The sequence below is a fragment of the Bacteroides sp. 1_1_30 genome, from assembly GCF_020982715.1.
Lineage (GTDB): Bacteria > Bacteroidota > Bacteroidia > Bacteroidales > Bacteroidaceae > Bacteroides > Bacteroides xylanisolvens.
The window spans coordinates 1-21,848 of the sequence record NZ_JAJKHN010000017.1; the positions used below are offsets into that span (position 1 = coordinate 1).

The 21,848-nt window shown below is 42.8% G+C and carries 21 protein-coding genes; 14 read left to right on the plus strand and 7 right to left on the minus strand.

The features are described from left to right. Positions 1-168: 168 nt before the first annotated feature. The 6 genes from LPH68_RS06490 to LPH68_RS06515 all read left to right on the plus strand — a co-directional run bounded on the left by LPH68_RS06490 (position 169) and on the right by LPH68_RS06515 (position 7,849). Positions 169-915: a TolC family protein gene (locus tag LPH68_RS06490; RefSeq protein ID WP_008017377.1), complete on the plus strand. Its 747-nt coding sequence runs from the start codon at positions 169-171 to the stop codon at positions 913-915. 11 nt (positions 916-926) lie between these two features. Then, complete coding sequence (locus LPH68_RS06495) at positions 927-3,152, plus strand: membrane protein (protein WP_004315910.1); 2,226 nt, start codon at positions 927-929, stop codon at positions 3,150-3,152. Beyond that, complete coding sequence (locus LPH68_RS06500) at positions 3,142-4,440, plus strand: O-antigen ligase (RefSeq protein WP_004315911.1); 1,299 nt, start codon at positions 3,142-3,144, stop codon at positions 4,438-4,440. The genes LPH68_RS06495 and LPH68_RS06500 overlap by 11 nt, the downstream gene beginning before the upstream one ends. Positions 4,441-4,449: 9 nt before the next feature. Next, complete coding sequence (locus LPH68_RS06505) at positions 4,450-5,376, plus strand: glycosyltransferase family 2 protein (protein WP_004315912.1); 927 nt, start codon at positions 4,450-4,452, stop codon at positions 5,374-5,376. A 27-nt stretch (positions 5,377-5,403) separates the two neighbouring features. After that, positions 5,404-6,597: a glycosyltransferase family 2 protein gene (locus LPH68_RS06510; RefSeq protein ID WP_004315913.1), complete on the plus strand. Its 1,194-nt coding sequence runs from the start codon at positions 5,404-5,406 to the stop codon at positions 6,595-6,597. A gap of 109 nt (positions 6,598-6,706) precedes the next feature. Next, complete coding sequence (locus LPH68_RS06515) at positions 6,707-7,849, plus strand: glycosyltransferase family 1 protein (protein ID WP_004315914.1); 1,143 nt, start codon at positions 6,707-6,709, stop codon at positions 7,847-7,849. 94 nt (positions 7,850-7,943) lie between these two features. Here the strand turns inward: LPH68_RS06515 and LPH68_RS06520 are convergent, their stop codons facing one another. The 4 genes from LPH68_RS06520 to LPH68_RS06535 all read right to left on the minus strand — a co-directional run bounded on the left by LPH68_RS06520 (position 7,944) and on the right by LPH68_RS06535 (position 11,047). Further along, complete coding sequence (locus LPH68_RS06520) at positions 7,944-8,393, minus strand: N-acetylmuramoyl-L-alanine amidase (RefSeq protein WP_008643849.1); 450 nt, start codon at positions 8,391-8,393, stop codon at positions 7,944-7,946. A gap of 4 nt (positions 8,394-8,397) precedes the next feature. Further along, the gene (locus LPH68_RS06525) at positions 8,398-8,703 is read right to left on the minus strand and encodes a hypothetical protein (protein ID WP_004300375.1); all 306 of its coding nucleotides are present in this window, start codon (positions 8,701-8,703) and stop codon (positions 8,398-8,400) included. Positions 8,704-8,759: 56 nt separating this feature from the next. Further along, on the minus strand, positions 8,760-9,302 hold the full coding sequence (locus LPH68_RS06530; RefSeq protein ID WP_004300374.1) for an HU family DNA-binding protein: 543 nt from the start codon (positions 9,300-9,302) through the stop codon (positions 8,760-8,762). A gap of 185 nt (positions 9,303-9,487) precedes the next feature. Next, the gene (locus LPH68_RS06535) at positions 9,488-11,047 is read right to left on the minus strand and encodes an ATP-binding protein (protein WP_230296884.1); all 1,560 of its coding nucleotides are present in this window, start codon (positions 11,045-11,047) and stop codon (positions 9,488-9,490) included. A 180-nt stretch (positions 11,048-11,227) separates the two neighbouring features. Between LPH68_RS06535 and LPH68_RS06540 the strand changes: the two genes are divergently transcribed. Then, positions 11,228-11,485: a DUF4248 domain-containing protein gene (locus LPH68_RS06540; RefSeq protein ID WP_004315917.1), complete on the plus strand. Its 258-nt coding sequence runs from the start codon at positions 11,228-11,230 to the stop codon at positions 11,483-11,485. A gap of 96 nt (positions 11,486-11,581) precedes the next feature. Here LPH68_RS06540 and LPH68_RS06545 read toward each other — a convergent pair whose 3' ends face one another. From LPH68_RS06545 to LPH68_RS06555, 3 genes are read right to left on the minus strand one after another with little or no spacing between them, the layout of a single operon-like run. Continuing rightward, positions 11,582-13,375, minus strand: coding sequence for a bifunctional DNA primase/helicase (locus LPH68_RS06545; RefSeq protein WP_004318594.1), 1,794 nt, complete (start codon positions 13,373-13,375; stop codon positions 11,582-11,584). A gap of 16 nt (positions 13,376-13,391) precedes the next feature. Beyond that, positions 13,392-13,547, minus strand: coding sequence for a hypothetical protein (locus tag LPH68_RS06550; protein WP_192918800.1), 156 nt, complete (start codon positions 13,545-13,547; stop codon positions 13,392-13,394). Then, a complete protein-coding gene (locus LPH68_RS06555) occupies positions 13,535-14,506 on the minus strand; it encodes a DUF4373 domain-containing protein (protein WP_192918801.1) in 972 nt (323 codons plus the stop codon). Before LPH68_RS06555 ends, LPH68_RS06550 begins: the two co-directional genes overlap by 13 nt. 148 nt (positions 14,507-14,654) lie before the next feature. Between LPH68_RS06555 and LPH68_RS06560 the strand changes: the two genes are divergently transcribed. The 7 genes from LPH68_RS06560 (at position 14,655) to LPH68_RS06590 (ending at position 21,845) form a co-directional block, all read left to right on the plus strand. Beyond that, the gene (locus LPH68_RS06560) at positions 14,655-14,993 is read left to right on the plus strand and encodes a hypothetical protein (RefSeq protein WP_008017359.1); all 339 of its coding nucleotides are present in this window, start codon (positions 14,655-14,657) and stop codon (positions 14,991-14,993) included. A 74-nt stretch (positions 14,994-15,067) separates the two neighbouring features. Then, a complete protein-coding gene (locus LPH68_RS06565) occupies positions 15,068-16,183 on the plus strand; it encodes a hypothetical protein (RefSeq protein WP_008643869.1) in 1,116 nt (371 codons plus the stop codon). A gap of 41 nt (positions 16,184-16,224) precedes the next feature. Next, complete coding sequence (locus LPH68_RS06570; RefSeq protein ID WP_004315921.1) at positions 16,225-17,193, plus strand: glycosyltransferase; 969 nt, start codon at positions 16,225-16,227, stop codon at positions 17,191-17,193. Next, positions 17,186-18,637: a lipopolysaccharide biosynthesis protein gene (locus LPH68_RS06575; RefSeq protein WP_004315922.1), complete on the plus strand. Its 1,452-nt coding sequence runs from the start codon at positions 17,186-17,188 to the stop codon at positions 18,635-18,637. Before LPH68_RS06570 ends, LPH68_RS06575 begins: the two co-directional genes overlap by 8 nt. A 43-nt stretch (positions 18,638-18,680) precedes the next feature. Beyond that, on the plus strand, positions 18,681-19,826 hold the full coding sequence (locus LPH68_RS06580; protein ID WP_004315923.1) for a hypothetical protein: 1,146 nt from the start codon (positions 18,681-18,683) through the stop codon (positions 19,824-19,826). Between the two features lie 4 nt (positions 19,827-19,830). Further along, on the plus strand, positions 19,831-20,997 hold the full coding sequence (locus tag LPH68_RS06585; RefSeq protein ID WP_008770970.1) for a glycosyltransferase family 4 protein: 1,167 nt from the start codon (positions 19,831-19,833) through the stop codon (positions 20,995-20,997). Further along, positions 20,994-21,845: a glycosyltransferase family 2 protein gene (locus LPH68_RS06590; protein WP_004315925.1), complete on the plus strand. Its 852-nt coding sequence runs from the start codon at positions 20,994-20,996 to the stop codon at positions 21,843-21,845. Before LPH68_RS06585 ends, LPH68_RS06590 begins: the two co-directional genes overlap by 4 nt. The last annotated feature ends 3 nt before the right edge of the window (positions 21,846-21,848 follow it).

Genomic DNA, 21,848 nt, shown 5'->3' on the forward strand with positions numbered 1-21,848 from the left:
AGAAGCCCGCCATTGACCTAAATTTTGTCAATGACGGACAACTTGCTATTTTTTGATTTTATTTCGAACTCACGTTAAAATAGATAATAAAAGACTGCACATAAATGAAATTAATCCTTATATTTGCGCAAGCTATAACACAGCAAGAGCAAATAATAGGATTTTTTTATGAAGCAATTTATATATTTTTTTTCGGGGTTATTACTTCTGTTCATCTCTACCACCCGTGTAGTTGCACAAGAAGTGTCTGACTATTCTCAACTAAGTGAAGAAGATTATAGTAAAATAGTTCTCCCCCCACTATCAGTTTTATTCGAAAATGCCAAGAACAGCCCCATTTATGAGATGGCGGACGTAAAGGCGAGAATTGAGCGCAAATTACTCCAAAAAGAGAAATGGTCATTTCTAGGTTTCTTCAGTTTACGGGGGAGCTATCAATACGGAATGTTCGGTAATGAGTCCACCTATACGGACGTGGCAGTCGCCCCATATCTTACCTACTCCACTCAAGCGCAAAATGGTTACACAGTAGGTGCAGGTCTAAGTATTCCATTGAACGATTTATTCGACCTCAAAGGACGTGTCAGTCGGCAAAGACTCACACTGCGGAGTGCGGAACTAGAACGAGAAATGAAGTATGACGAAATCAAAAAAAGTATTATTGAAATGTACACAATGGCAATTTCGCAGATGAAAGTTCTTCAAATGAGGAGTGAAAGTTTGGTGCTAGCTAATGTGCAATACGAAATTTCTGAAAAGAACTTTGCCAATGGTACTATTGAGTCTACCGATTTATCTACAGATAAGGAAAGGCAATCTCAAGCCCGTGAGGCATATGAGAATAGCAAGTTCGAATTAACAAAGAGTTTAATGATACTCGAAGTTATTTCACGCACTCCCATCATACGAAAATAAAAGATTAAGATATGAACTATATCATTTCTATCATACGAGCCCTATTTCGTCATCGCTGGCTGATATTGCTAGGAACCACTTTCTTCACATTGCTGGTTATTTACTACACACGACATATGCAAGGAGGATATGATGTAAAAGCCACATTATACACAGGGGTAGCTTCAGGTTATAATCTAGAAAGTGACAAACGCACAGACTGGGCAACAGTACAAAACTCAATGGACAATTTGATCAGCATCATGCAGGCCGAAAGTACGTTGAAGAGAGTATGTCTACGATTATTTGCGCGAATTCTTATTCAGGGTAACCCGGATAAAGAAAATAACGGTATTACCGCTTCCAGCTATAACTATACCTACAATCACTTGAAAAATAGTCCGAATGGAGCTGAAATTCTAAAACTAATCGACAAGTCGAGTGAAGATAAGACAGTAGCTAATCTGGAAAAATATATGCGTCCACATAGAGATAACTATATCTATGGATTATTTTACTACAATCACCCTTTTTATAGCTATAATGCCCTGAAAAACATCAAAGTACAGCGTCGATTGACCAGTGATTTGTTGGATATCAGCTATTCATCCGGTGATCCAGGCATCGTCTACAATACAGTGAGTATCTTAATGGACGAATTTGTAGAAGAATACCGTCGCATTCGTTATGGAGAGACGGACAAAGTAATCAAATACTTTGAAGAAGAGTTGAAGCGCATCGGAAAGAAACTAAACTTAGAAGAAGAAGACCTAACAAAGTATAATGTAGAAAAACGCATTATCAACTACATTGACGAGACCAAAGAAATAGCCGCCATCAGTAAAGAATACGAGCTGAGAGAGCAAGACGCACTTTTTGCTTTTAATAGTAGCAAATCCATGCTTGAAGAACTAGAAAAGCATATGGACAGTAATGCAAAACAGGTGCTCAAGAACATGGAATTTGTAGACAAACTGAGAGAAGCTTCCAGCATTACCGGCAGAATATCGGAGGCTGAAGCGATGACTGTTTCCTCAAAAACAGACGATCAGACCTTGATAAATGAAAAGAAACGGCTCTCTGAAATCAAACAAGAATTAAATGACTTAACATCCTCCTATATCGGCCATAAATATACCAAAGAGGGCGCTTCGAGAACCAATATCATCGACCAATGGCTGGAACAAACGCTACTATACGAGAAAGCCAAAGCTGAATTACAGATTGTACAGAATGCACGCAGTGAATTGAATGACCGATATGTTTTTTTCGCACCGGTAGGTACTACCATCAAGCAAAAAGAGCGCATGATAAATTTCACCGAACGCAACTACCTCACTGTACTTCAAAGTTATAATGAAGCCTTACTGAGAAAGAAAAATCTAGAAATGACTTCTGCCACTTTGAAAGTACTCAACGAGCCGACTTATCCGATTTCGTCCAACTCAACCAATCGGAAACAGATTGTTATAGCTGCCTGTGCAGTCAGTTTTCTCATCATAGTCGCTTTGTTGTTACTAGTCGAAATGCTTGACAGAACTTTACGAGATGCCAGCCGTACCAGGCGAGTCACCGGGTTTAAGGTAATAGGCGCTATTCCCAATACAAGCCCCTCTCGCTATGGAGGTCTGACCAAGACTTATGTTCAGCTTTCCGTAAAAGAATTGAGCAATTCGCTACTTCGCTTCCTGACTAAGCGCAAGTCTCCCGGCGTATTCATCATCAACCTTTTCAGCACCAGTGACAATTCCGGAGAAGAAGAATTGGGAAATTTAATCTGTGGATATATGCAAAGCCGGATGTTAAATGCCAGGTTTATCACCTATGGAGTAGATTTTAATACAGACTCGACCCAATTTCTGCTAGCCAAGAGTATTACAGACTTTTACACTTTGCAAGGAGAAGATGTGCTGATAGTTGCTTATCCGCCATTATCGACCAGCAATATTCCGAGTGCTCTGTTACATGATGCCAACGCCAATATTCTAGTAGCTTCGGCAGACCGTGGCTGGAAAACTATTGATAAACAGCTTTGCGAACAACTTACGCAGCAACTGAGTAAGACGGATGTCCCATTCCGTATATGCCTCACAAATGCGAACCGTGACGCAGTAGAAGACTTTACCGGACAACTTCCACCCCATACATTACTGCGTAGAATCGGCTATCGTCTCAGTCAGTTATCATTAACAGAAAAAATCATATTCAATCTCAGAAGAAAAGCCAAAGAAGCAGCAGACGAGGACGATGACGAATAAAGTAACCGCTTTCCACCTCCTGCTTGCCGCACAGTTCGCGCTAATCGCAGCAAGTATGTTCGTAAACATCAAGATAGGATTATTCTCAATGGTGCTTATCTTATTGTTTACTACGATCTGTCTGATACAACTCGGCAATGACGAGCGCACTAACTGGAAACCCGGACAAAATATAATGACCTATTTCTTCATTGTCTGGTTATTGTTTTATATACTGGAAATACTGAATCCAAACAATGTTATGGCAGCCTGGAATATTAACCTCACTCCATACGCTCTCACCCCCTTGATCTGTGCATTCGTCGTTCCGATCGTAATACGTACCAAAAAAGATATTGAACTATTATTAATTATATGGTCAATATTTGTTTTGATATTCACCCTAAAAGGTTATTGGCAGAAGAATCATGGATTCAGTTCTAAAGATCTTTATTTCTTACACGTAGTGGGAGGTGCACGTACTCACATTATCTGGTCAGGCATTCGCTATTTCTCTTGTTTCTCTGATGCAGCCAATTATGGTGTTCATGCTGCCATGTCTACTGTGACCTTTGCCATTGCCTCATTCTTTGTTGACTCCAGATGGAAACGCATCTACTTCCTTTTTATTGCTTTTTGCGGCATTTATGGAATGGGAATCTCCGGAACACGCTCTGCCATGGGCGTTCTTATGGGTGGCATGCTGATGATAACCGTCATAGCAAAGAATTGGAAAGCATTACTGGGAGGTATATTCATATCTATCAGCATTTTCGCATTTTTCTATTATACCAACATCGGGAGCGGAAACCAATACATTCACAAAATGCGTTCCTCTTTCCATCCTACCGAAGATGCTTCATACCTCGTACGTGTCGAAAACAGGATGCGAATGAAAGAATTGATGGCAAAGAAGCCTATCGGATATGGTGTTGGGCTTTCAACCGGAAATTTCGAACCGAAAGAGCAAATGCCCTATCCTCCGGATTCATGGTTAGTCGGCGTATGGGTAGAAACAGGAATTGTCGGACTCATTCTTTATCTGGGTATACATGGCATTCTATTCGCTTGGTGCTCATGGCTACTGATGTTTAAAGTACGCAATAAGAGCTTGCGCGGATTAGTGGCAGCCTGGCTTTGTATGGATGCCGGTTATTTCATAGCGGCCTATGTCAACGACGTAATGCAGTATCCCAATCCATTGACTGTATATATAGGATTCGCACTCTGTTTTGCCGCTCCTCATATAGACAAGCGCATCAGTGAAGAAGAGAAAGAAAAAGAACTAGTAGCCACTCAAAAAAACTGACGAACAAATATGACAAACAATATTCCAGACATATCATTTATCACAATCTGCTACAACGGATTCAAAGACACATGCGAACTAATAGAATCACTACAGAATAAAATACATTCTGTAAGTTATGAAATCATCGTCGTAGACAATGCTTCACATGAAAACGAAGCAGCTAAAATACATCAACTGTATCCCACCGTTGTCGCTATCCGCAGCAATGAGAACAGTGGTTTTTCCGGTGGAAATAATATCGGCATCCAGGTAGCAAAAGGTAAATACATATTCCTTATTAATAATGATACATATATTGAATCAGACCATATCGCCTATCTCGTAGAACGCCTTGAAAGTCGACCGGAGATTGGAGGTGTATCCCCCAAGATACGCTTTGCATTTCCACCCCAGCATATACAATTTGCCGGATTCACTCCCTTGTCGCAAATCACCCTACGTAACCATATGCTGGGCTTCGATTGTCCAGACGATGGAACATTCGACACTCCCCACACCACCCCCTATCTGCATGGGGCAGCAATGATGTTTAAACGGGAAGTCATTGAAAAAATAGGAATGATGCCCGAGATATTTTTTCTCTACTATGAAGAACTAGACTGGAGCACAAGCATGACCCGTGCCGGATATGAACTGTGGTACGATCCCTGCTGTACCATTTTTCATAAAGAAAGCCAGAGCACTGGGCAACTTAGTAAATTGCGTACTTATTATCTGACACGCAACCGCCTGTTCTATGCCCGGCGCAATCTGAAAGGGTTCAACCGCATCGCCTCCATTATTTATCAGAGCACCGTAGCTGCTACAAAGAATAGTTTGGCTTTCATACTCAAAGGGCGTTTCGACTTGGCGGCAGCCATATTCTATGGAGTAAACTCCGGACTTCTTCGCCCGTCATCCGACAAAAAGAGCGTTGTCTCACCCGATAAATAAAACGTTGTGTCATAAATTCCAAATACTATGAATATCGTCGACTGGATTCTTTTTGTACTTTTCGCGCTTTGCGTATGTTATCTGTTGCTATACGCCATTGCTTCCAAGTTCTACCGGGTCCCTGAATTTCCGGAAGCCCGCACCCTACGACGTTTCGTCATACTCTTCCCGGCTTATAAAGAAGACCGGGTAATCGTCTCTTCCGTACGCAGTTTCCTGAGACAGGAATATCCGAAAGAAATGTTTGATATCATCGTTATCTCCGACCAGATGCAGTCTGCCACCAACGAGCTCTTGCGTTCCTTGCCTATCCGATTGTTGATAGCCGACTATAAAGACAGCTCCAAAGCCAAAGCACTGACAATGGCAATGGATGCCATTGACGGAATACCCTACGATGTAGTAGTTATCATGGACGCCGATAATCTGACTTCCCCGCACTTCCTGACAGCGGTAAACCGTGCATTCGACAGCGGTGTGCGGTGCATACAAGCCCACCGAACCGGCCAAAATCTGAATACTGACATTTCTGTTCTGGATGGCATCAGCGAAGAAATTAATAATGGCATCTTCCGCAGCGGACACAATGCACTAGGACTTTCAGCCGCATTATCCGGTTCAGGAATGGCTTTTGAAGCCGACTGGTTCCGGAAAAACGTCCGACTTCTTGAAACGGCAGGCGAAGACAAGGAATTAGAAGTACTTCTTCTGCAACAGCGCATTCACACCACCTACCTACCGGAAATACCAATTTATGACGAAAAAACGCAGAAAGAAGAAGCCATCAGCAATCAGCGAAAACGCTGGATAGCTGCACAATTCGGCATTCTCCGCAGTTCATTGTCCGGATTACAGAAAGCAATCCGCCAAGGTAACATTGACTACTGCGACAAGATAATTCAATGGATGCTACCCCCAAGACTGATCCAAATAGCAGGTGTTTTCGGACTGACATTTATTTTCACAGCCATCGGTATCTGGCTAAGTCTGAAAGGCGATTCCGGAAACGAATGGATGATAGCCATAAAATGGTGGATATTATCCATAGCCCAGATAGTAGCAATGATATTGCCCATACCTGGAAATCTGCTAAACAAACGATTGGGTAAAGCAATTATAAAAATCCCAATACTGGCACTCACTACCATCGGCAATTTGTTCAAGTTGAAAGGAGCTTATAAAAAATTTATCCATACAGAACATGGAGAAGGCCATTTTTAAAGAAAATTTTCTTGAAAAGCAAGAGAATATTTATAAAAAAATGAGACTCCCTAGAAACAAAAAACTTATATAAAAGAGAAAACATCACCACCACTAAAAAAGAAAGAATATGAAAATAGCCATTGAAGCACAGCGCATTTTCCGCCCCAACAAGCATGGAATGGATTTTGTTGCTCTTGAAACAATTCGGGAACTACAAAAAATGGATCATGAAAATGAATATTTCATTTTTGTCAGTCCCGGTGAAGACAAGTGTCTGGAAAGTTCCGATAACGTACATATCATCGAGCTGAAATGCCCTACTTATCCATTGTGGGAACAGGTAGCACTCCCGCGTGCAGTAAAAAGCATCAAGCCCGATTTGCTGCATTGCACCAGCAACACGGCTCCTCTACACTGCCCTGTGCCTCTGGTTCTAACATTGCACGATATAATCTATCTGGAAAAGCGCCAGTCGTCCAGCCTGTCGTGGTATCAAGAGATGGGATGGCATTATCGCCGGTTAGTCGTTCCGCGCATACTCCCCAAGTGCGAGAAAATTATTACCGTTTCGCAGTTCGAACGGAAACGGATTCTTGAAGCGTTACATCTGCCGGAAAAGCAATTAGTAGCTGTATATAACGGGTTCAACAGTCATTTCCATTTGCAGCCCAAAGCTCCGGAAATTACCCGGAAATATATCGATGCAGACGAATATCTGTTTTTTCTAGGAAACACGGATCCGAAAAAGAATACTCCGAGAGTACTGAAAGCGTACAGCGGATATTTGAAAAAATCGGCAAAGAAGTTACCATTACTGATTGCCGACCTTAAAGAAGATGCCATTGACCGGATATTGGAAGAAGAAAAGATGATGGATATCAAAAGTTATCTCAGCTTCCCCGGCTACATTGAGAATACCGACCTTGCAGCGCTCTACAGTGGTGCATTCGCATTTCTATATCCCTCACTTCGCGAAAGTTTCGGTATCCCGATGCTGGAAGCGATGGCTTGCGGAACACCAATCATTGCAGGAAATACTTCAGCAATGCCCGAAATTGCAGGTGATGGGGCTTTATTGGTTGATCCATTCAGTCCCGAAGATATCACAGCAAAAATCTTGAAACTAGAAAATGACGGGACATTCTACCAGCAACAAGTGGAATACGGGCTTAAGCGCAGCCAGATGTTTTCGTGGAGAAACACAGCAGAATCGTTATTGAGTATATATAAGGAACTTTCTTTATCAAACATCTGCCCCGTGTCTAAGTAAAACTCACCGGAAAATAACCTAAGAAATGATAAAACGAGAAAAGACTTGTGACAAGTATTTATGTACTCGGTCACAAGTCTTTCTATAGAGTACATTACATTTTTGAGCAGAATTCTTTCACTTCGAAGCACGGACACGCTTTAATCCACTCTTCGGGTTCGATCTCTCCGTTTCCGTTCAGGTCCGGACTTAGATCCCGATGTCCGCACACCCGGCAACCGGGATAGTCGCGCAGGAGTGCAAGGATCAGCACCCGCATCGAATGAATCTGCCATTCGGTACGTGTATCGGCGGGATGACCGTGGCAGTCAAGTCCGCCCTCATAACAAATGCCAATACTGTTCTGGTTGTGTCCTTTTGCGTGCGCACCGATTCGTTCAATCTCACGGGTGGTCTTTATATCTCCATTTTTACGGATATAAAAATGATACCCCGTCCCGTTGAAACCACGCCGACGGTGGCACACTTCCAAATCATCTTCCGTAAAATCCCTGTCCGCCCTTGTGGCGGAACAGTGGATCACAATCAAGTTGATGGTTCGCATAAATTCATCCCTCCGTTTCAGTGACCATCTGTACTCGTTGCACACATTCCTTGCTACTACACTGCAGAGCCGCAGCTTGCGTCAGCTGTCCTCTCAACGAGAAAATCTCCGCGTGCATCTCTTTCACTTTCGAACTAAGGTCGAAATAATCCTTCAACACTTTCTCCAACTGCTGCATCAGAAAAGTATACTGGTCTTTCACTAGTTCACTGAACTCTTTCACTTCTTGCGCCATCATCTGGCGCTTCTTGCGGCTACTGCCCAGAAAAGGCAGAATCGTCATGATGATTTCGATAATTTTATCTAACATTTTAATAGATTGAGATGATAAATTAATAAATTGAGAACAGAGTCAATCAAAGCGGTTTATGCTGCCGGATCCGGAGCTTCTCCTCCACCGCTACCACCACCGGGTTCTCCCCCATCGCCTTTACCATCATCATCGGAGCCGTCACCGCCGTTTCCTCCGGCAGCGGACTTCTTCTCCGTATACAATTCGAACATCATGTTATTATCCCCGCCACGAGTAGTTGCCGTGCTGTCATTGGCAAGACGCAATGAGTTGTCGACTTTGAAACGGAGATTGATGCGAGTGATATTTTTCACCGTACAATCCTTTTCCTGTTCCACACCCGGACAGGTCAGCGTGGTATAAAAAATACCCAGTCCATCCACTTTCACCTTATTCCCTGCCACAAGCACTTTTTTCATCGCACGGACAAAGGATTTCATCACATGCGACACGTCTTCCACCGAAAGCGACCCGATAGACTCGATTTCCTGTGCCAGTGAATCAATTGAATAGATTTTCGACTCTCCAGCCTTAGGCTTGAGAAGATACATCATCGGTGATTTATCATCACCGAGCCGTTTTCTGCGCTTGTAGCGCACAACTGTAACTGTTGCCATATTTAAAAATTGTTTCTACGAAAAGAAGTACATTCTCCCTTTCTGTTGATGAAACAAAGATACGACAACACATTGACGACTTACCGGATTGCACCGGACTACACCGGATTATGCCGGATTAAAACGGATTACACCGAATTATACCGAAATATGTGGAAATATGTAGGAATATGTAAGATTATTCCCTAGTTTTCAATGATCCATTCTCCAATAGTTCGCGTACTACTGTCGAAATTAACTCCCACTTTGATAACTTTCCGATGATCTGCCTGATAAGGAATCGCATACTGCTTACTATTGATCTGTGCCAACGCTTCTTCAGGAGTACCGTCTACTTTGAATTCAAATACATAGATAGCCTCCTGCATCTTTATCACAACATCAGCCCTGCCAACAGCGCTCTTTACTTCTGCATCCACATATTGCCCCATCAACCGGAACAGGAGGTAGAAGATGGTCTGATAGTGTTTCTCCTCCTTATTATTCATATCATTGGGGATAGAGGCGAAAAATGATTTGATCCGCTCCATACATTGATCCAGATTGCCGACCCGTAAGTCTTTGATAAACGATACTACATAAAATGTATTCTCGCGAGCAGGCAAATGCACATAAGCCGGCATTAATGATTCGATAAAGCCTTTCCGAACTTCTTTGTTAGGATAAGCCAACGTATAGATCTGAAAATCCCGATCATATTCTTTAATAGTGAGATAACCGCTTTGGTAAAGTACCGGAAGCGGGTCTGTAATGACATTGGTAGGTGCATCAAACTGCTCGGCAGTAGCCGAAACGCCATCCAGTTGACGAATATCGAAATCGCTTTGCTGCAAGATGTCTATCAGGAAAGTGGGAGTGCCGGTAGAGAACCAGAAATTGGCATATTTCTTTTGAGCAAATGCATTAAACAAACTAAACGGATTGTAAATGTCTTCACTATTTTCACTGAAATGATACCCATCATACTGTTGTTTCAAATGTATACACGCTTCATCATACGTTTCACCGTTCGCCTCGGCCATCCTTCTTATATCTTCTTCCAACTGTGTACGCAATTCATTTTCCGTTATACCGCAAATGGCACTATAAGCATCTTGCATACTTATGTTCTGAAGATTGTTCAATTCACTAAAGATGCTCATCTGACTAAATTTACTGATACCGGTCAGAAAAAGAAAACGAAGATATTCTCCCTGCGCTTTCAACGGACTGAAAAAGTCGCGCATGATGCCACGTATTTCAGCTTGCAACTCCTTATTGTTGTTGCTATCCAACATAGGAGAATCATATTCGTCTACAAGTAACACAACCTGACGCCCGCTCTGCTCGTAAGCACGTTTGATAATACCTTTCAGACGGAGACTGAAAGTGTCTTCGCTCGTGTCACATCCGTAAATTCGTTCCCATTCCACCAAGCGATTGTTGATAGCGGAGCGCAGCATCCCCGCATTCATATACTTACTGATACTGAAATCAATATGCAACACGGGATAAACCGTCCAGTCTTTCTCCAACTGTTCCATCATCAGCCCCTTGAACAGGTCTTTTTTACCAGAGAAATAGGCTTCAAGAGTGGAAACTAACAGACTCTTTCCAAAGCGTCGGGGACGGCTAAGAAAATAAGTCGTATGTGTATTTACCAAACGATAAATCAACTCTGTCTTATCAATATACACACAATTATCATTGCGTAGTCTCTCGAAACTCTGTATCCCTATCGGATAACGCCTGAATATTCCTTCCATCCTTTTTCTATGCTTTTAACGTGAAACGTAAACAAAGATACGATAAATTTCAAGAATCGGTATTCTATTAGTATCAATTCTTTTATGAATACACCCGAACATCCGTTCTCAAAACTTGCCTATTCCACTAAAAATGAGTAACTTTACTTCAAATACAGCAACCTAAAAGCACAACTATAAATGAAAACAAAAAACAAGATTCTCCCCGAACAAGAAGAAGAAAAAACATTCCAATACCGCACCTATGGGAAAGGCGAACTTGCCTTGTTGTACCTCCCCAATATCCTGCAACAAAGCGCAGTAGACCGATTCAACGAATGGATTGAAGCTGCACCCGGACTAAAAGAACGGCTCCTGGCCACCGGCATGAATCCACGCGCCAGATACTACACTCCCGCACAAGTAAGGCTCATCGTCGAAGTACTCCAAGAACCCTAATTGAAGTATTAAGTATTAGGTATCAAGTATGGTAAACGCATCGCAACAATGGATAACATCATAATACTTAATACTTGATACTTAATACCTAATACTTTAAAACAGCTCTTTTTCAGGTAGCCAGCAGGAGTTGTCGAACATTGTATTTCGGACACGCTGGTCAGCGGAGAGAGAAGGGTCGTGAGATTCTTCACAGGGCAGGTATCGTCCGCTTACGGGATCGTAGACAAAGGATGCCATTCCACCGACACCAAGATGCTTGAATTTCACCTTGTCCACGTATACGCGTGTGACACCAACCTCCTTGTCACGTTCCACAATGATACCGTAATCCGCTTTGTTATAGAAATCGGCAGAGCCGTTGATGTCGTACATTTCCACACGAGGGGTAATGCCCGTGACAGGATTACGGTTCATTTTACGAGGATGGACTACGACCACGAGCAGGCAATTATGTTGCACGGCAAATTCTGTAAATTTATTCAACAGGTTAGAAATATATTGCGTTTCCGTCTGTCCCGGTTGCGGGTTGTGGTCGAAACGGTTGAGCGGGTCGAAGACAATGATGCGGCAGCCACGGCGGACAACGAGTTCATGAGCCTTGGCCAGTACACGATCCGGAGAAACATTACCTTTCAGAGAGATATGAGAGACATTTTCAGTCAGAAAATCTTCCGAGTTCGCAAGGAGTCCCTCCGTCATGCCACAGCCGTTTTGAAAACGGTGTCCGGTGAGTTTCTCAATCAGTTTGCGGAGATGATAGACGATAGGGGTATTTTCCGGGCTAAAGAACCCGATTTTCCATTGATGCCGCAGGCAGAGACGCAACACCAATTCGTCCACCCACTCGGATTTTCCTGCACCGGGAACTCCGGTGACGTAGACACTTCGCCCACGTTCATACGTGCAGATCTTATCCATCTCCTCCCATCCCGTTTCCGCTCCGGGACCGAAGCCGTTGTCGAAAAGAGCCCGCAGATCGTCATGCAAGTCGGCAGCGGTGAAGATCCCTTCGAGCGGAACTTCTGCTGCCTGTTCGATGGCGATACGGAGACTGGCGATACCATATTTGCAGAGATGCTCGTTGGCATCTTTACACTCCGGACCGTAAGTCACCACCCGGCAGCGTTCAGCTCCCAGCCGGTTGATGAGTTCATTGCGCAACCGGATTCCGGCAGAATCAGCATCAACGGCAATGATGATTTCTTCCAGGTCCTCGAAGTGCGTCTCCATAAAACGGTCGAGCCAGGAGAGGTTCGAATTGGCTCCGGCCGGCACGGAGATGGCGCTTTTGAATCCGGCGGCGATGGAAGAAGCAGCATCCAGTTCCCCCTCGTGGATGATGCAGGAGGTTTGCCCCAGGATGGAGTCGATGTTGTAGGGAATCAGTTCGGCACCCTGCACCATTTTGAAAAGTTTCGGGAGAGCGCGAAATTTGGTGTTTATCAGTTGTTCCCCTTCAAAATAGTTGAAGCAGATGCAACGTTCCTTTTTGCCGGATTGCGGCATAAATTCTTCCTGTTCGGTGATGCGTAGGGCGGCTATGACGGACTGCGGGATGCAACGCGTCTCCACCAGCCAACGCTCCGTGTCTTCGGAAAGCGTGGTTTTCGAGGCATCAAACACTGGACGCTGAAAATGCTGCGGAATGGCTGCTGCACGACGCTTGCGGGCTGCCACACGTTCGGCATTCTTGCGCTCTTCCACATCATCGGGAACATAAAAATCAGCGCCACAATGATAACAGTGACAGTGGCCCGTGTCGACGTTGACACGTAGCGAACGGTCGCGCTTATTCTTGCGGGTAGGAAGACATTTTTTACAAATCGTCTTGAGGACTCCACTCGATTTACCGTGGATGTCGACATCATAGTTGGCAAAATTTCTCATATTTTTTTCCTTTTTTCTAATTAAAAAATAGTTTAAAATAATCATTCACACGCAGAGGACTTACCTGCCGGACGAGTGTCTGCCACCTGCCGGACGAACTTCCGTTACCTACTAGACGAACATCAACAACCTGCCGGACGAAGCCAGTCATCTGCCAGATTAATGCGCCCATCTTTTCTTCACATCATCCCACACCGCCGATGCATCGGGACGTGGCGGCGCATCAGCCGGAATAAGATGTCCCAGATACGTTCGCCGCCCGTCGACGACGCTTTCAAAGCGGTTCACATCCTTGTCGACCGTATTCTCAAGCTCTTTCAGCAAGGTTTCCCTCAACGTGCGGCAAGTAACGGAACCGGCCGCGATATAATTTGAAAAATACCGTTTCACGTCCTCCGGGAAAAGCAGTCCGGCTCCTTTATCATAAAGGCGGATATGTTTTTTGAAAATTTCCAGAATAAGTTTTTGATGGTCTACAAAAAGCTTTCCCAAACCGGAATGCTGCCCGGCCAATTCCATATATGACTGGAAAGTAGAAAGTTGGTCCACCAACTTTTCCCAAGGCAACACGGGTTGTAACGGACCATGATTGCCTTCATCCGCCAAACGGCTCACAAGAGACGACGGTGTTTCTACATTACTCCTATTATTGTTTACAACAGAAACACTTCCTTTACTCTCCTCTTCTTTACTCTCCTCTTCTCTCCTCTTCTGGTTTTCAGTGGGTTTTCTCCCTTTACTGACGGGCGTTTCAGCACTTTTTGCCACCTTTTTCGGACGCCCTCCTTTCTTACCGTTTTCGATGTCCATTTTCCGCTTCTCTTCCAAGCTTTTCATCACCCTATCCAAGTAAGAAGAACGAAACATCTGTCGTTCCTCATCCAGTTCGAAGAGATCGAATTCGCGAAGTACCCGCTCCACCGCAACTTCATCCACATCATACCGCCGGGCCATGGCCTTCAGTAAAACCGGTTTGCACGACGCCTCATAAGCATCTTTAGTGCGCAGATGCAACAGCAACATCACGTAAATTCCGAGTGCTTCCGCGGCATTCATCTCTGACATCATACAGGCAATATTGTCGTCATTCAACAAATTTACCTCCAAATTGAAATACTGATCTTTCTTCATTTTCATTTATCATTTATTATTCCACATTTAATACTTCCGGGGCGCAAAGGTGCAAAATGTATTTTATTCCAGCTATCGCAAAAATGAGAGAGGGATTATATATTTTTTATCCGACCTTTGCCAAAAATTATTAATAATCCCAAACAATATGGACACAAAACGCAACCAAACGTTGGAAGAAATAGAAGAAAATAAAATAGTGAACGAGCATTACCAGAACAGAGTAATGCTGATAAAAAAGCTCTTGAAAACGTCACGGCTAGCCACAGTAGACCTCTGCGTGCATATCGACATCAGTGAAGCCTCCTACTACCGTTACATAAATTTCACCAGCTATATGAAAGCAGACATTTTCATACATGCTTGTCTCTTCCTCAAGCAATATATTGAAAGTCACCACATTCCTTATACCCAAGAAGAAAAACGGCTTATAAAAACATTAGACCTGTTTCAGATTTCCTCAAATAGCAACTTAAACTGCAATTAAAACACAGAAAAGGAGAAACTTATCATAAGTTTTATTACATTTGCAATGTAATAAAGGTCTTTAAAACTTAAAAAATGAGTGATAGCGAAACAGACAGCCCATCAATAAAAGCACTGATCGTTTTCAGAGAAAACGGAGAAACCGACAATCTATTTGTTCCTATCTTATGCGATGCTATCAGAATGGCTGGAATCAATGTAAGATACTCCCAAAAAGAATTCTGGGAATCGGATACGACTTATGACATCATCCATTTCCAATGGCCGGAAGAACTGGTGGGATGGACATGCAAAGACCCCGACGTCATCCGCCGCCTGAAAGAACGCATTGATTTTTTCCGCTCGCGAGGAACTCATTTCATATACACACGGCACAACATTCACCCCCACTATGCAAATGATATCATCAGCCGGGTCTACGACATAATCGAATCGGAGAGTGACACCGTAGTGCACATGGGACATTACAGCCAGACAGAATTCATACAAAAATATCCCGACAGCAGGAACGTCATCATCCCGTACCACATCTACCAATACACCTACAAAGAAGATATCAGCATAGAGCGCGCGCGCCAATATCTGAACCTGCCACAAGAAGCATTCGTCGTCACCGCCTTCGGGAAATTCCGCAACCGGGAAGAAAGACGTATGCTGCTCGGAGCGTTCCGCGACTGGGACAAAGAACGGAAACTACTGATAGCCCCTCGCTTATGCCCCTTTTCAAGGCGCAATAACTATGGCGGAAATATCCTCAAACGATGGGCTTCCCGAATTGGCTACTATGTCCTCATGCCGTTGTTAAACCGTATGTTCAGACTACAAGCGGGAGCCAACGACGAACCGATAGACGAGTGCGACCTCCCTTATTATATGTCTGCCTCTGACGTGATATTCATCCAAGAAAGAAATGCACTAAACTCCGTAAATATTCCTCTTGCTTTTCTTTTCCACAAGATAGTCGTAGGACCAAATACCGGCAATATAGGCGAACTATTAAAAAACACAGGCAATCCGACTTTCAATCCGAATCATAAAGCCGATATCATACGGGCACTGAAAATGGCCTGGCAGTTATCTACTTGGGGAAAAGGAGAAATGAACTATACCTATGCACTAGAAAACATGAGTATAGATAAAGTGGGCAAACAATATGCCGAAGTATATAGAGATTTGAACAGCAGATTGTAATGCTGCTGCCAGTATCAATAATTTATCAGAATACGAAATGCATGAAATATAATGAAATAAAAGTCAGTGTCGTCATTCCTGTCTATAACACTGAAAAATATGTTCGTCAAGCAGTAGAAAGCGTGATGTATCAAAGCTTGAAAGAACTGGAAATAATAGTTGTAGATGACGGATCAACAGACAAAAGTTTAAGTATAGTAGAAAAACTGGGTGACACTGACAAACGTATACAAATATATACACAAGCGAATCAGGGACAATCAATTGCGCGTAACAGAGGGATCTCACACGCACACGGAGAATATATCTATTTTATGGATAGCGACGATCTGCTGGAAGAAGATGCTTTGGAATTGTGTTATCATAAATGCAAAGAAGAAAAACTTGATTTTGTATTTTTTGATGCTTTAGTTTTCTTTGAAAACAACGTTGAAAATGCTCCAACACTGAATTACAAACATACAGAGAAATTAGAAGACAAAATCTATACCGGCCAGGAAGCACTTGAAATTCAATTACAGAATAAAGAATATACTCCTTCCGTTTGCCTGCACTTTATTCATAGAAACGTGATAGAAAAACATAATCTATCATTTTATCCCGAAATCGTACACGAAGACCAACTGTTTACTACCTTGCTTTATCTACAAAGCACGAAAGCAGCTTGCATTAAACGAACTTTTTTTCATCGTCGTATGAGAAAAGATTCTACAATGACGAGTAAATTCGCAATGCGGAACATAAAAGGATATCTTGTCGTCACAGAAGAGATTCTTAGCTTTAGAAGACAGACTACCGAAGATAAAAATAAAGAAATTATTGATTTATATTTATCTCAAATGCTTGACGCTGCCATGTGGCAAGCACATTCACTAAAATTACCGGAGCGGATCAAACTCGCACGGTTGTGCCTGCAAAAATATAAAAAGTATGTATCGACAAAAACGATAGGGGCATTACTTTTCAAATTCCTATTTATAAACCATAAAAAAACGGTCGACAATGGCTAGCAACATTAAAAATCAACTCTTTTCAGGAGTGTTCTATACCGCACTGGCCAAATACAGCGGCATTGTCATTTCTCTTGTAATAGCAGGAATACTGGCCCGCCTCCTATCTCCGGACGACTTCGGAATCGTAGCCGTTGCCACCGTAATCATCGCTTTTTTCAGCCTCCTCACCGATATGGGAATATCTCCCGCTATCATACAGCACAAATCACTGACAAAAGATGAACTATCAACTATTTTCTCGTTTACCGTATGGACCGGCATCGGAATCAGCATCTTGTTTTTTGCAGCTTCATGGATGATTGCCGACTATTACGAAAGCGAAATCCTGCGGACACTGTGTCAACTGCTGTCCGTTAATCTATTCTTTGCCTCCGCCACCATCGTGCCGGGAGCACTATTCTATCGGAACAAGGAATTCAAATTCATCGCTATCCGTAGTTTCGTTATCCAGATTTCCGCAGGTGCGGCAGCCGTGACTGCCGCCCTCTGCGGAGCAGGATTATATGCACTGATTATCAACCCAATAATATCCAGCATACTCATATTCGTCATCTCCTACCAGCGCTATCCGCAACGACTGCGTTTCACGCTGGGGCTGACGGCGCTCCGGAAGATATTCTCCTATTCCGCCTACCAGTTTCTATTCAACGTCATCAACTACTTCAGCCGCAATCTGGACAAATTACTGATTGGCAAATACATGAGTATGTCCGACCTCGGATATTACGAAAAATCCTATCGCCTGATGATGCTTCCCTTGCAAAACATCACCCAGGTCATCACTCCTGTAATGCACCCCATCTTCAGTGATTTCCAAAATGACAAAGCAAAACTAGCCACCTCTTATGAACGTATTCTCCGATTCCTCGCTTTCATCGGATTGCCTCTTAGCGTGCTGCTCTTCTTTACAGCAGAGGAAGTAACGTTGATTATTTTTGGAGTCCAATGGCTGCCCTCCGTACCCGTTTTTCGGCTACTCTCCCTGTCCGTAGGAATTCAGATCATACTCTCCTCGTCCGGTTCCATCTTTCAGGCGGCAGGCGATACACGGAGCTTATTTGTATGCGGAGTGTTCTCGTCTGTGCTCAACGTGACAGGCATACTGCTCGGAATCTTCTATTTCGGAACGCTGACAGCAGTGGCTAGTTGCATTGTGGTGACGTTCTCCATCAACTTTATACAATGTTACTGGCAAATGTACCGGATAACCTTCCGTCGAAGTGCGTGGCCATTCATTCGTCAGCTTATTTCTCCGTTCATCATTAGCATTTTGATAGCATTAGCCCTCATTCCCATGCAGTATGCACTGGAAGGGATGAATATTTTTGTGACAATTATAGCCAAAAGTATCGTTAGTTTTATTATCTTTGGCATTTATATACAAATGACGCATGAGTATGACATTATCGGCAAAGTGCGAAGCATCCTGTGTAAGAGATAATAAAAAGAACAGAATAAACAATATATAGAGATTTGAGCAACCAATGAAAGCCTTATTCCTTATATTCCACGGCTTCGACAAAGCCAACGGAATTAGCAAAAAAATACACTATCAGGTAAAAGCCCTCAAAGAATGTGGGTTAGATGTTCGTTTATGTTATTATGACATAAGCCCTTCCGGTGAACGCCGCTGGATGGCAGACAATGCAGTGATTGCTGAATTGGGACAAGGAGTGTTTGCGAAAATTCGGAAACGGTTGGGCCTAAACTGCATAGCAAACTACGTACTTCGCGAAAATATACATTTTGTCTACATCCGTTCATATCATAATGCAAACCCTTTCACCATAAATATGGTGAAACGTATGAAGAAAAAAGGAGCAAAAGTGGTCATGGAGATACCGACTTTTCCTTACGATCAAGAGTACATCACATGGCCTATGAAATTCAAAAGGCTCACAGATCGTTGTTTTCGTCATCGCCTGGCCTCTTTCCTTAATGGAATAGTCACCTTTTCAAACGCTAAAAATATCTTTGGCGAACGAACAATCCGCATATCTAACGGAATTGATTTTGATGCCATTCCTATGAAGAAACAAATGAATGACACGACACATGAGCTACATTTAATAGGAGTAGCTGAAGTACACTATTGGCATGGATTCGATCGACTTATCCGTGGATTAGCTGAATATTATTGTACGAATCCTGACTACAAAGTTTATTTTCATATCGTGGGACCATTATCCGGCGAACGTGAAAAGCAAGAAATCCTTCCCGTCATTCGTGATAATAAACTAGAATCTTATGTTATCCTCCATGGACCACAGCATGATCAGCAACTTGACGCCATGTTTGAGCAGGCAGATTTTGCTATCGGTAGTTTAGGCCGACACCGCAGTGGTATCACACATATCAAAACTTTAAAAAATCGCGAATATGCTGCACGAGGATTGGCATTTACTTATTCAGAAATCGACGAAGATTTTGATAAGATGCCTTACATTTGGAAAGCACCACCAGATGAATCACCTATTAATATTCAACAGTTAATCAGCTTTCAAAAGTCTCTGACTATGACTCCGCAGAATATTAGAGAATCTATCCGTCCATTGTCCTGGACAGCGCAAATGAAAAAAGTCATCGATGAATTGGACATCAGACCACAGCATACAATACTTGAAAAGTAATCCGATGAATAAAAAAGTAAAAATAGCCTATTGCATCCCCTCGCTCTATTATCCTAGTGGAATGGAACGTGTACTTACACTAAAAGCAAACTATTTTGCAGAACATTTAGGGTATGACATACACATCATATTGACCGATGGAAAAGGAAAAGAACCTTACTATAAATTGTATCCATCCATCACCACCCATCAGCTCGACATCAACTATGACGAATTGTATGGCCTTTCCTTACCGAAACGAATTCACCGATATTGGAGCAAACAGAAATTGTTTAAAAAAAGGCTGGAGACATGCCTCAATGAGATTGAACCGGACATTACCATCTCTCTCTTACGACGTGATATAAACTTCATCAATAAGATGAAAGACAAAAGCATTAAGCTTGGAGAAATCCACTTCAACAAGTCCAATTACCGGGAATTCAGCGACAACTGTCTTCCTGGTATCATTCAGCGTGCCGTCAAGCAATACTGGATGTGGCAACTCATCAGGCAGGTGCGACAACTCAAAAGTTTTGTCGTCCTTAGCCATGAAGATGCTGCCGAATGGACAGAGCTCAATAATGTAACCGTAATCTACAATCCACTCCCGTTTTTGCCGGAACAACAATCGGATAACACCCCCAAACAGGTCATTGCCGTAGGCAGATATGTCCCTCAAAAAGGATTTGACCGTTTAATATCTGCTTGGAGCATTGTCAATAAAAAACACCCGGACTGGATTCTCCGTATCTATGGTGATGGTATGCGGGAACAACTTCAGAACCAAATCTACGAACTAGGAATTAGCCCCAGTTGTATTCTGGAGCATAGCACACCGGATATTGTCGATAAGTACTGTAAAAGTTCTATCTTCGTCCTTTCTTCGCGTTATGAGGGATTTGGCATGGTTATTATAGAAGCAATGGCATGTGGAGTACCTCCCGTCTCATTTACATGCCCCTGCGGACCGCGTGATATCATCAGCGACGGAATAAACGGACTATTAGTAGAAAACGGTAATATAGAGGGATTAGCAGAGAAAATCTGCTATCTGATAGAAAACGAAAATGTACGACGAGAAATGGGACGGCAAGCTCGAATGGATATAGAACGTTTCAGGATCGAACCAATCGCAGAACAATGGAAAACATTGTTTGAAAGTATCATTGAAAAAAATAAAGATTTATGAAATGGTATACTAAATATCTGCAAGTTTACGAACAACCTTTCGATTCAGCACCAAAGGAAGCAGTAGATTTCGTAAAAACTAAATTGCAGAAATTATCGGAAAACAAACAACCCTTAGCATCTGTCATTCTCATCTGCTATAATGAAGAAAAGCGTTTGCTAAGTTGCTTATGGTCGCTTTGTGACAACATCTGTGACTTTCCGATTGAAATTCTGGCTGTCAACAACAATTCTTCCGATCGAACTGAAAGTGTGCTCCAACAGTTGGGAGTCACTTATTTCAATGAGCTTAAGAAAGGACCGGGACATGCCCGCCAATGCGGATTAAACCAAGCAAAAGGAACATACCATATCTGTATTGACACCGATACCATGTACCCGAACAATTACATCAAGACACATGTAAAAAAACTAATGCAACCAAACGTAGTCTGCACGTTCAGCCTTTGGAGCTTTATTCCTGATGAGCAACACTCTAAATGGGGATTATGGTGGTATGAATCATTAAGAGACTTTTACCTGCGCATTCAAGCCATACAGCGTCCGGAACTTTGTGTACGCGGCATGACATTCGCATTCAAAACAGAATTAGGCAAGCAGTTAGGATTCCGCACAGATATCATTCGTGGTGAAGACGGCTCACTGGCTTTAGCGATGAAACCTTACGGAAAACTCGTCTTTATCCATTCTTCAAAAGCACGGGTTATAACCGGATATGGAACAGTAGGAGCAGATGGAGGACTGTTTAAAAGCTTCAAAGTGCGTTTTATCAAAGGATTAAAAGGTATTGGAGGATTATTCACCAGAAAGAAAAAATATAAAGATAAAGACAATAATTTAATCAAATAAGCA

Excerpts from the sequence above, each read along its gene's own strand:
- LPH68_RS06490 (WP_008017377.1), top strand. The coding sequence starts at position 169 with ATGAAGCAATTTATATATTTTTTTTCGGGGTTATTACTTCTGTTCATC.
- LPH68_RS06495 (WP_004315910.1), top strand. The coding sequence starts at position 927 with ATGAACTATATCATTTCTATCATACGAGCCCTATTTCGTCATCGCTGG.
- LPH68_RS06500 (WP_004315911.1), top strand. The coding sequence starts at position 3,142 with ATGACGAATAAAGTAACCGCTTTCCACCTCCTGCTTGCCGCACAGTTC.
- LPH68_RS06505 (WP_004315912.1), top strand. The coding sequence starts at position 4,450 with ATGACAAACAATATTCCAGACATATCATTTATCACAATCTGCTACAAC.
- LPH68_RS06510 (WP_004315913.1), top strand. The coding sequence starts at position 5,404 with ATGAATATCGTCGACTGGATTCTTTTTGTACTTTTCGCGCTTTGCGTA.
- LPH68_RS06515 (WP_004315914.1), top strand. The coding sequence starts at position 6,707 with ATGAAAATAGCCATTGAAGCACAGCGCATTTTCCGCCCCAACAAGCAT.
- LPH68_RS06520 (WP_008643849.1), bottom strand. The coding sequence starts at position 8,393 with ATGCGAACCATCAACTTGATTGTGATCCACTGTTCCGCCACAAGGGCG.
- LPH68_RS06525 (WP_004300375.1), bottom strand. The coding sequence starts at position 8,703 with ATGTTAGATAAAATTATCGAAATCATCATGACGATTCTGCCTTTTCTG.
- LPH68_RS06530 (WP_004300374.1), bottom strand. The coding sequence starts at position 9,302 with ATGGCAACAGTTACAGTTGTGCGCTACAAGCGCAGAAAACGGCTCGGT.
- LPH68_RS06535 (WP_230296884.1), bottom strand. The coding sequence starts at position 11,047 with ATGGAAGGAATATTCAGGCGTTATCCGATAGGGATACAGAGTTTCGAG.
- LPH68_RS06540 (WP_004315917.1), top strand. The coding sequence starts at position 11,228 with ATGAAAACAAAAAACAAGATTCTCCCCGAACAAGAAGAAGAAAAAACA.
- LPH68_RS06545 (WP_004318594.1), bottom strand. The coding sequence starts at position 13,375 with ATGAGAAATTTTGCCAACTATGATGTCGACATCCACGGTAAATCGAGT.
- LPH68_RS06550 (WP_192918800.1), bottom strand. The coding sequence starts at position 13,547 with ATGGGCGCATTAATCTGGCAGATGACTGGCTTCGTCCGGCAGGTTGTT.
- LPH68_RS06555 (WP_192918801.1), bottom strand. The coding sequence starts at position 14,506 with ATGAAGAAAGATCAGTATTTCAATTTGGAGGTAAATTTGTTGAATGAC.
- LPH68_RS06560 (WP_008017359.1), top strand. The coding sequence starts at position 14,655 with ATGGACACAAAACGCAACCAAACGTTGGAAGAAATAGAAGAAAATAAA.
- LPH68_RS06565 (WP_008643869.1), top strand. The coding sequence starts at position 15,068 with ATGAGTGATAGCGAAACAGACAGCCCATCAATAAAAGCACTGATCGTT.
- LPH68_RS06570 (WP_004315921.1), top strand. The coding sequence starts at position 16,225 with ATGAAATATAATGAAATAAAAGTCAGTGTCGTCATTCCTGTCTATAAC.
- LPH68_RS06575 (WP_004315922.1), top strand. The coding sequence starts at position 17,186 with ATGGCTAGCAACATTAAAAATCAACTCTTTTCAGGAGTGTTCTATACC.
- LPH68_RS06580 (WP_004315923.1), top strand. The coding sequence starts at position 18,681 with ATGAAAGCCTTATTCCTTATATTCCACGGCTTCGACAAAGCCAACGGA.
- LPH68_RS06585 (WP_008770970.1), top strand. The coding sequence starts at position 19,831 with ATGAATAAAAAAGTAAAAATAGCCTATTGCATCCCCTCGCTCTATTAT.
- LPH68_RS06590 (WP_004315925.1), top strand. The coding sequence starts at position 20,994 with ATGAAATGGTATACTAAATATCTGCAAGTTTACGAACAACCTTTCGAT.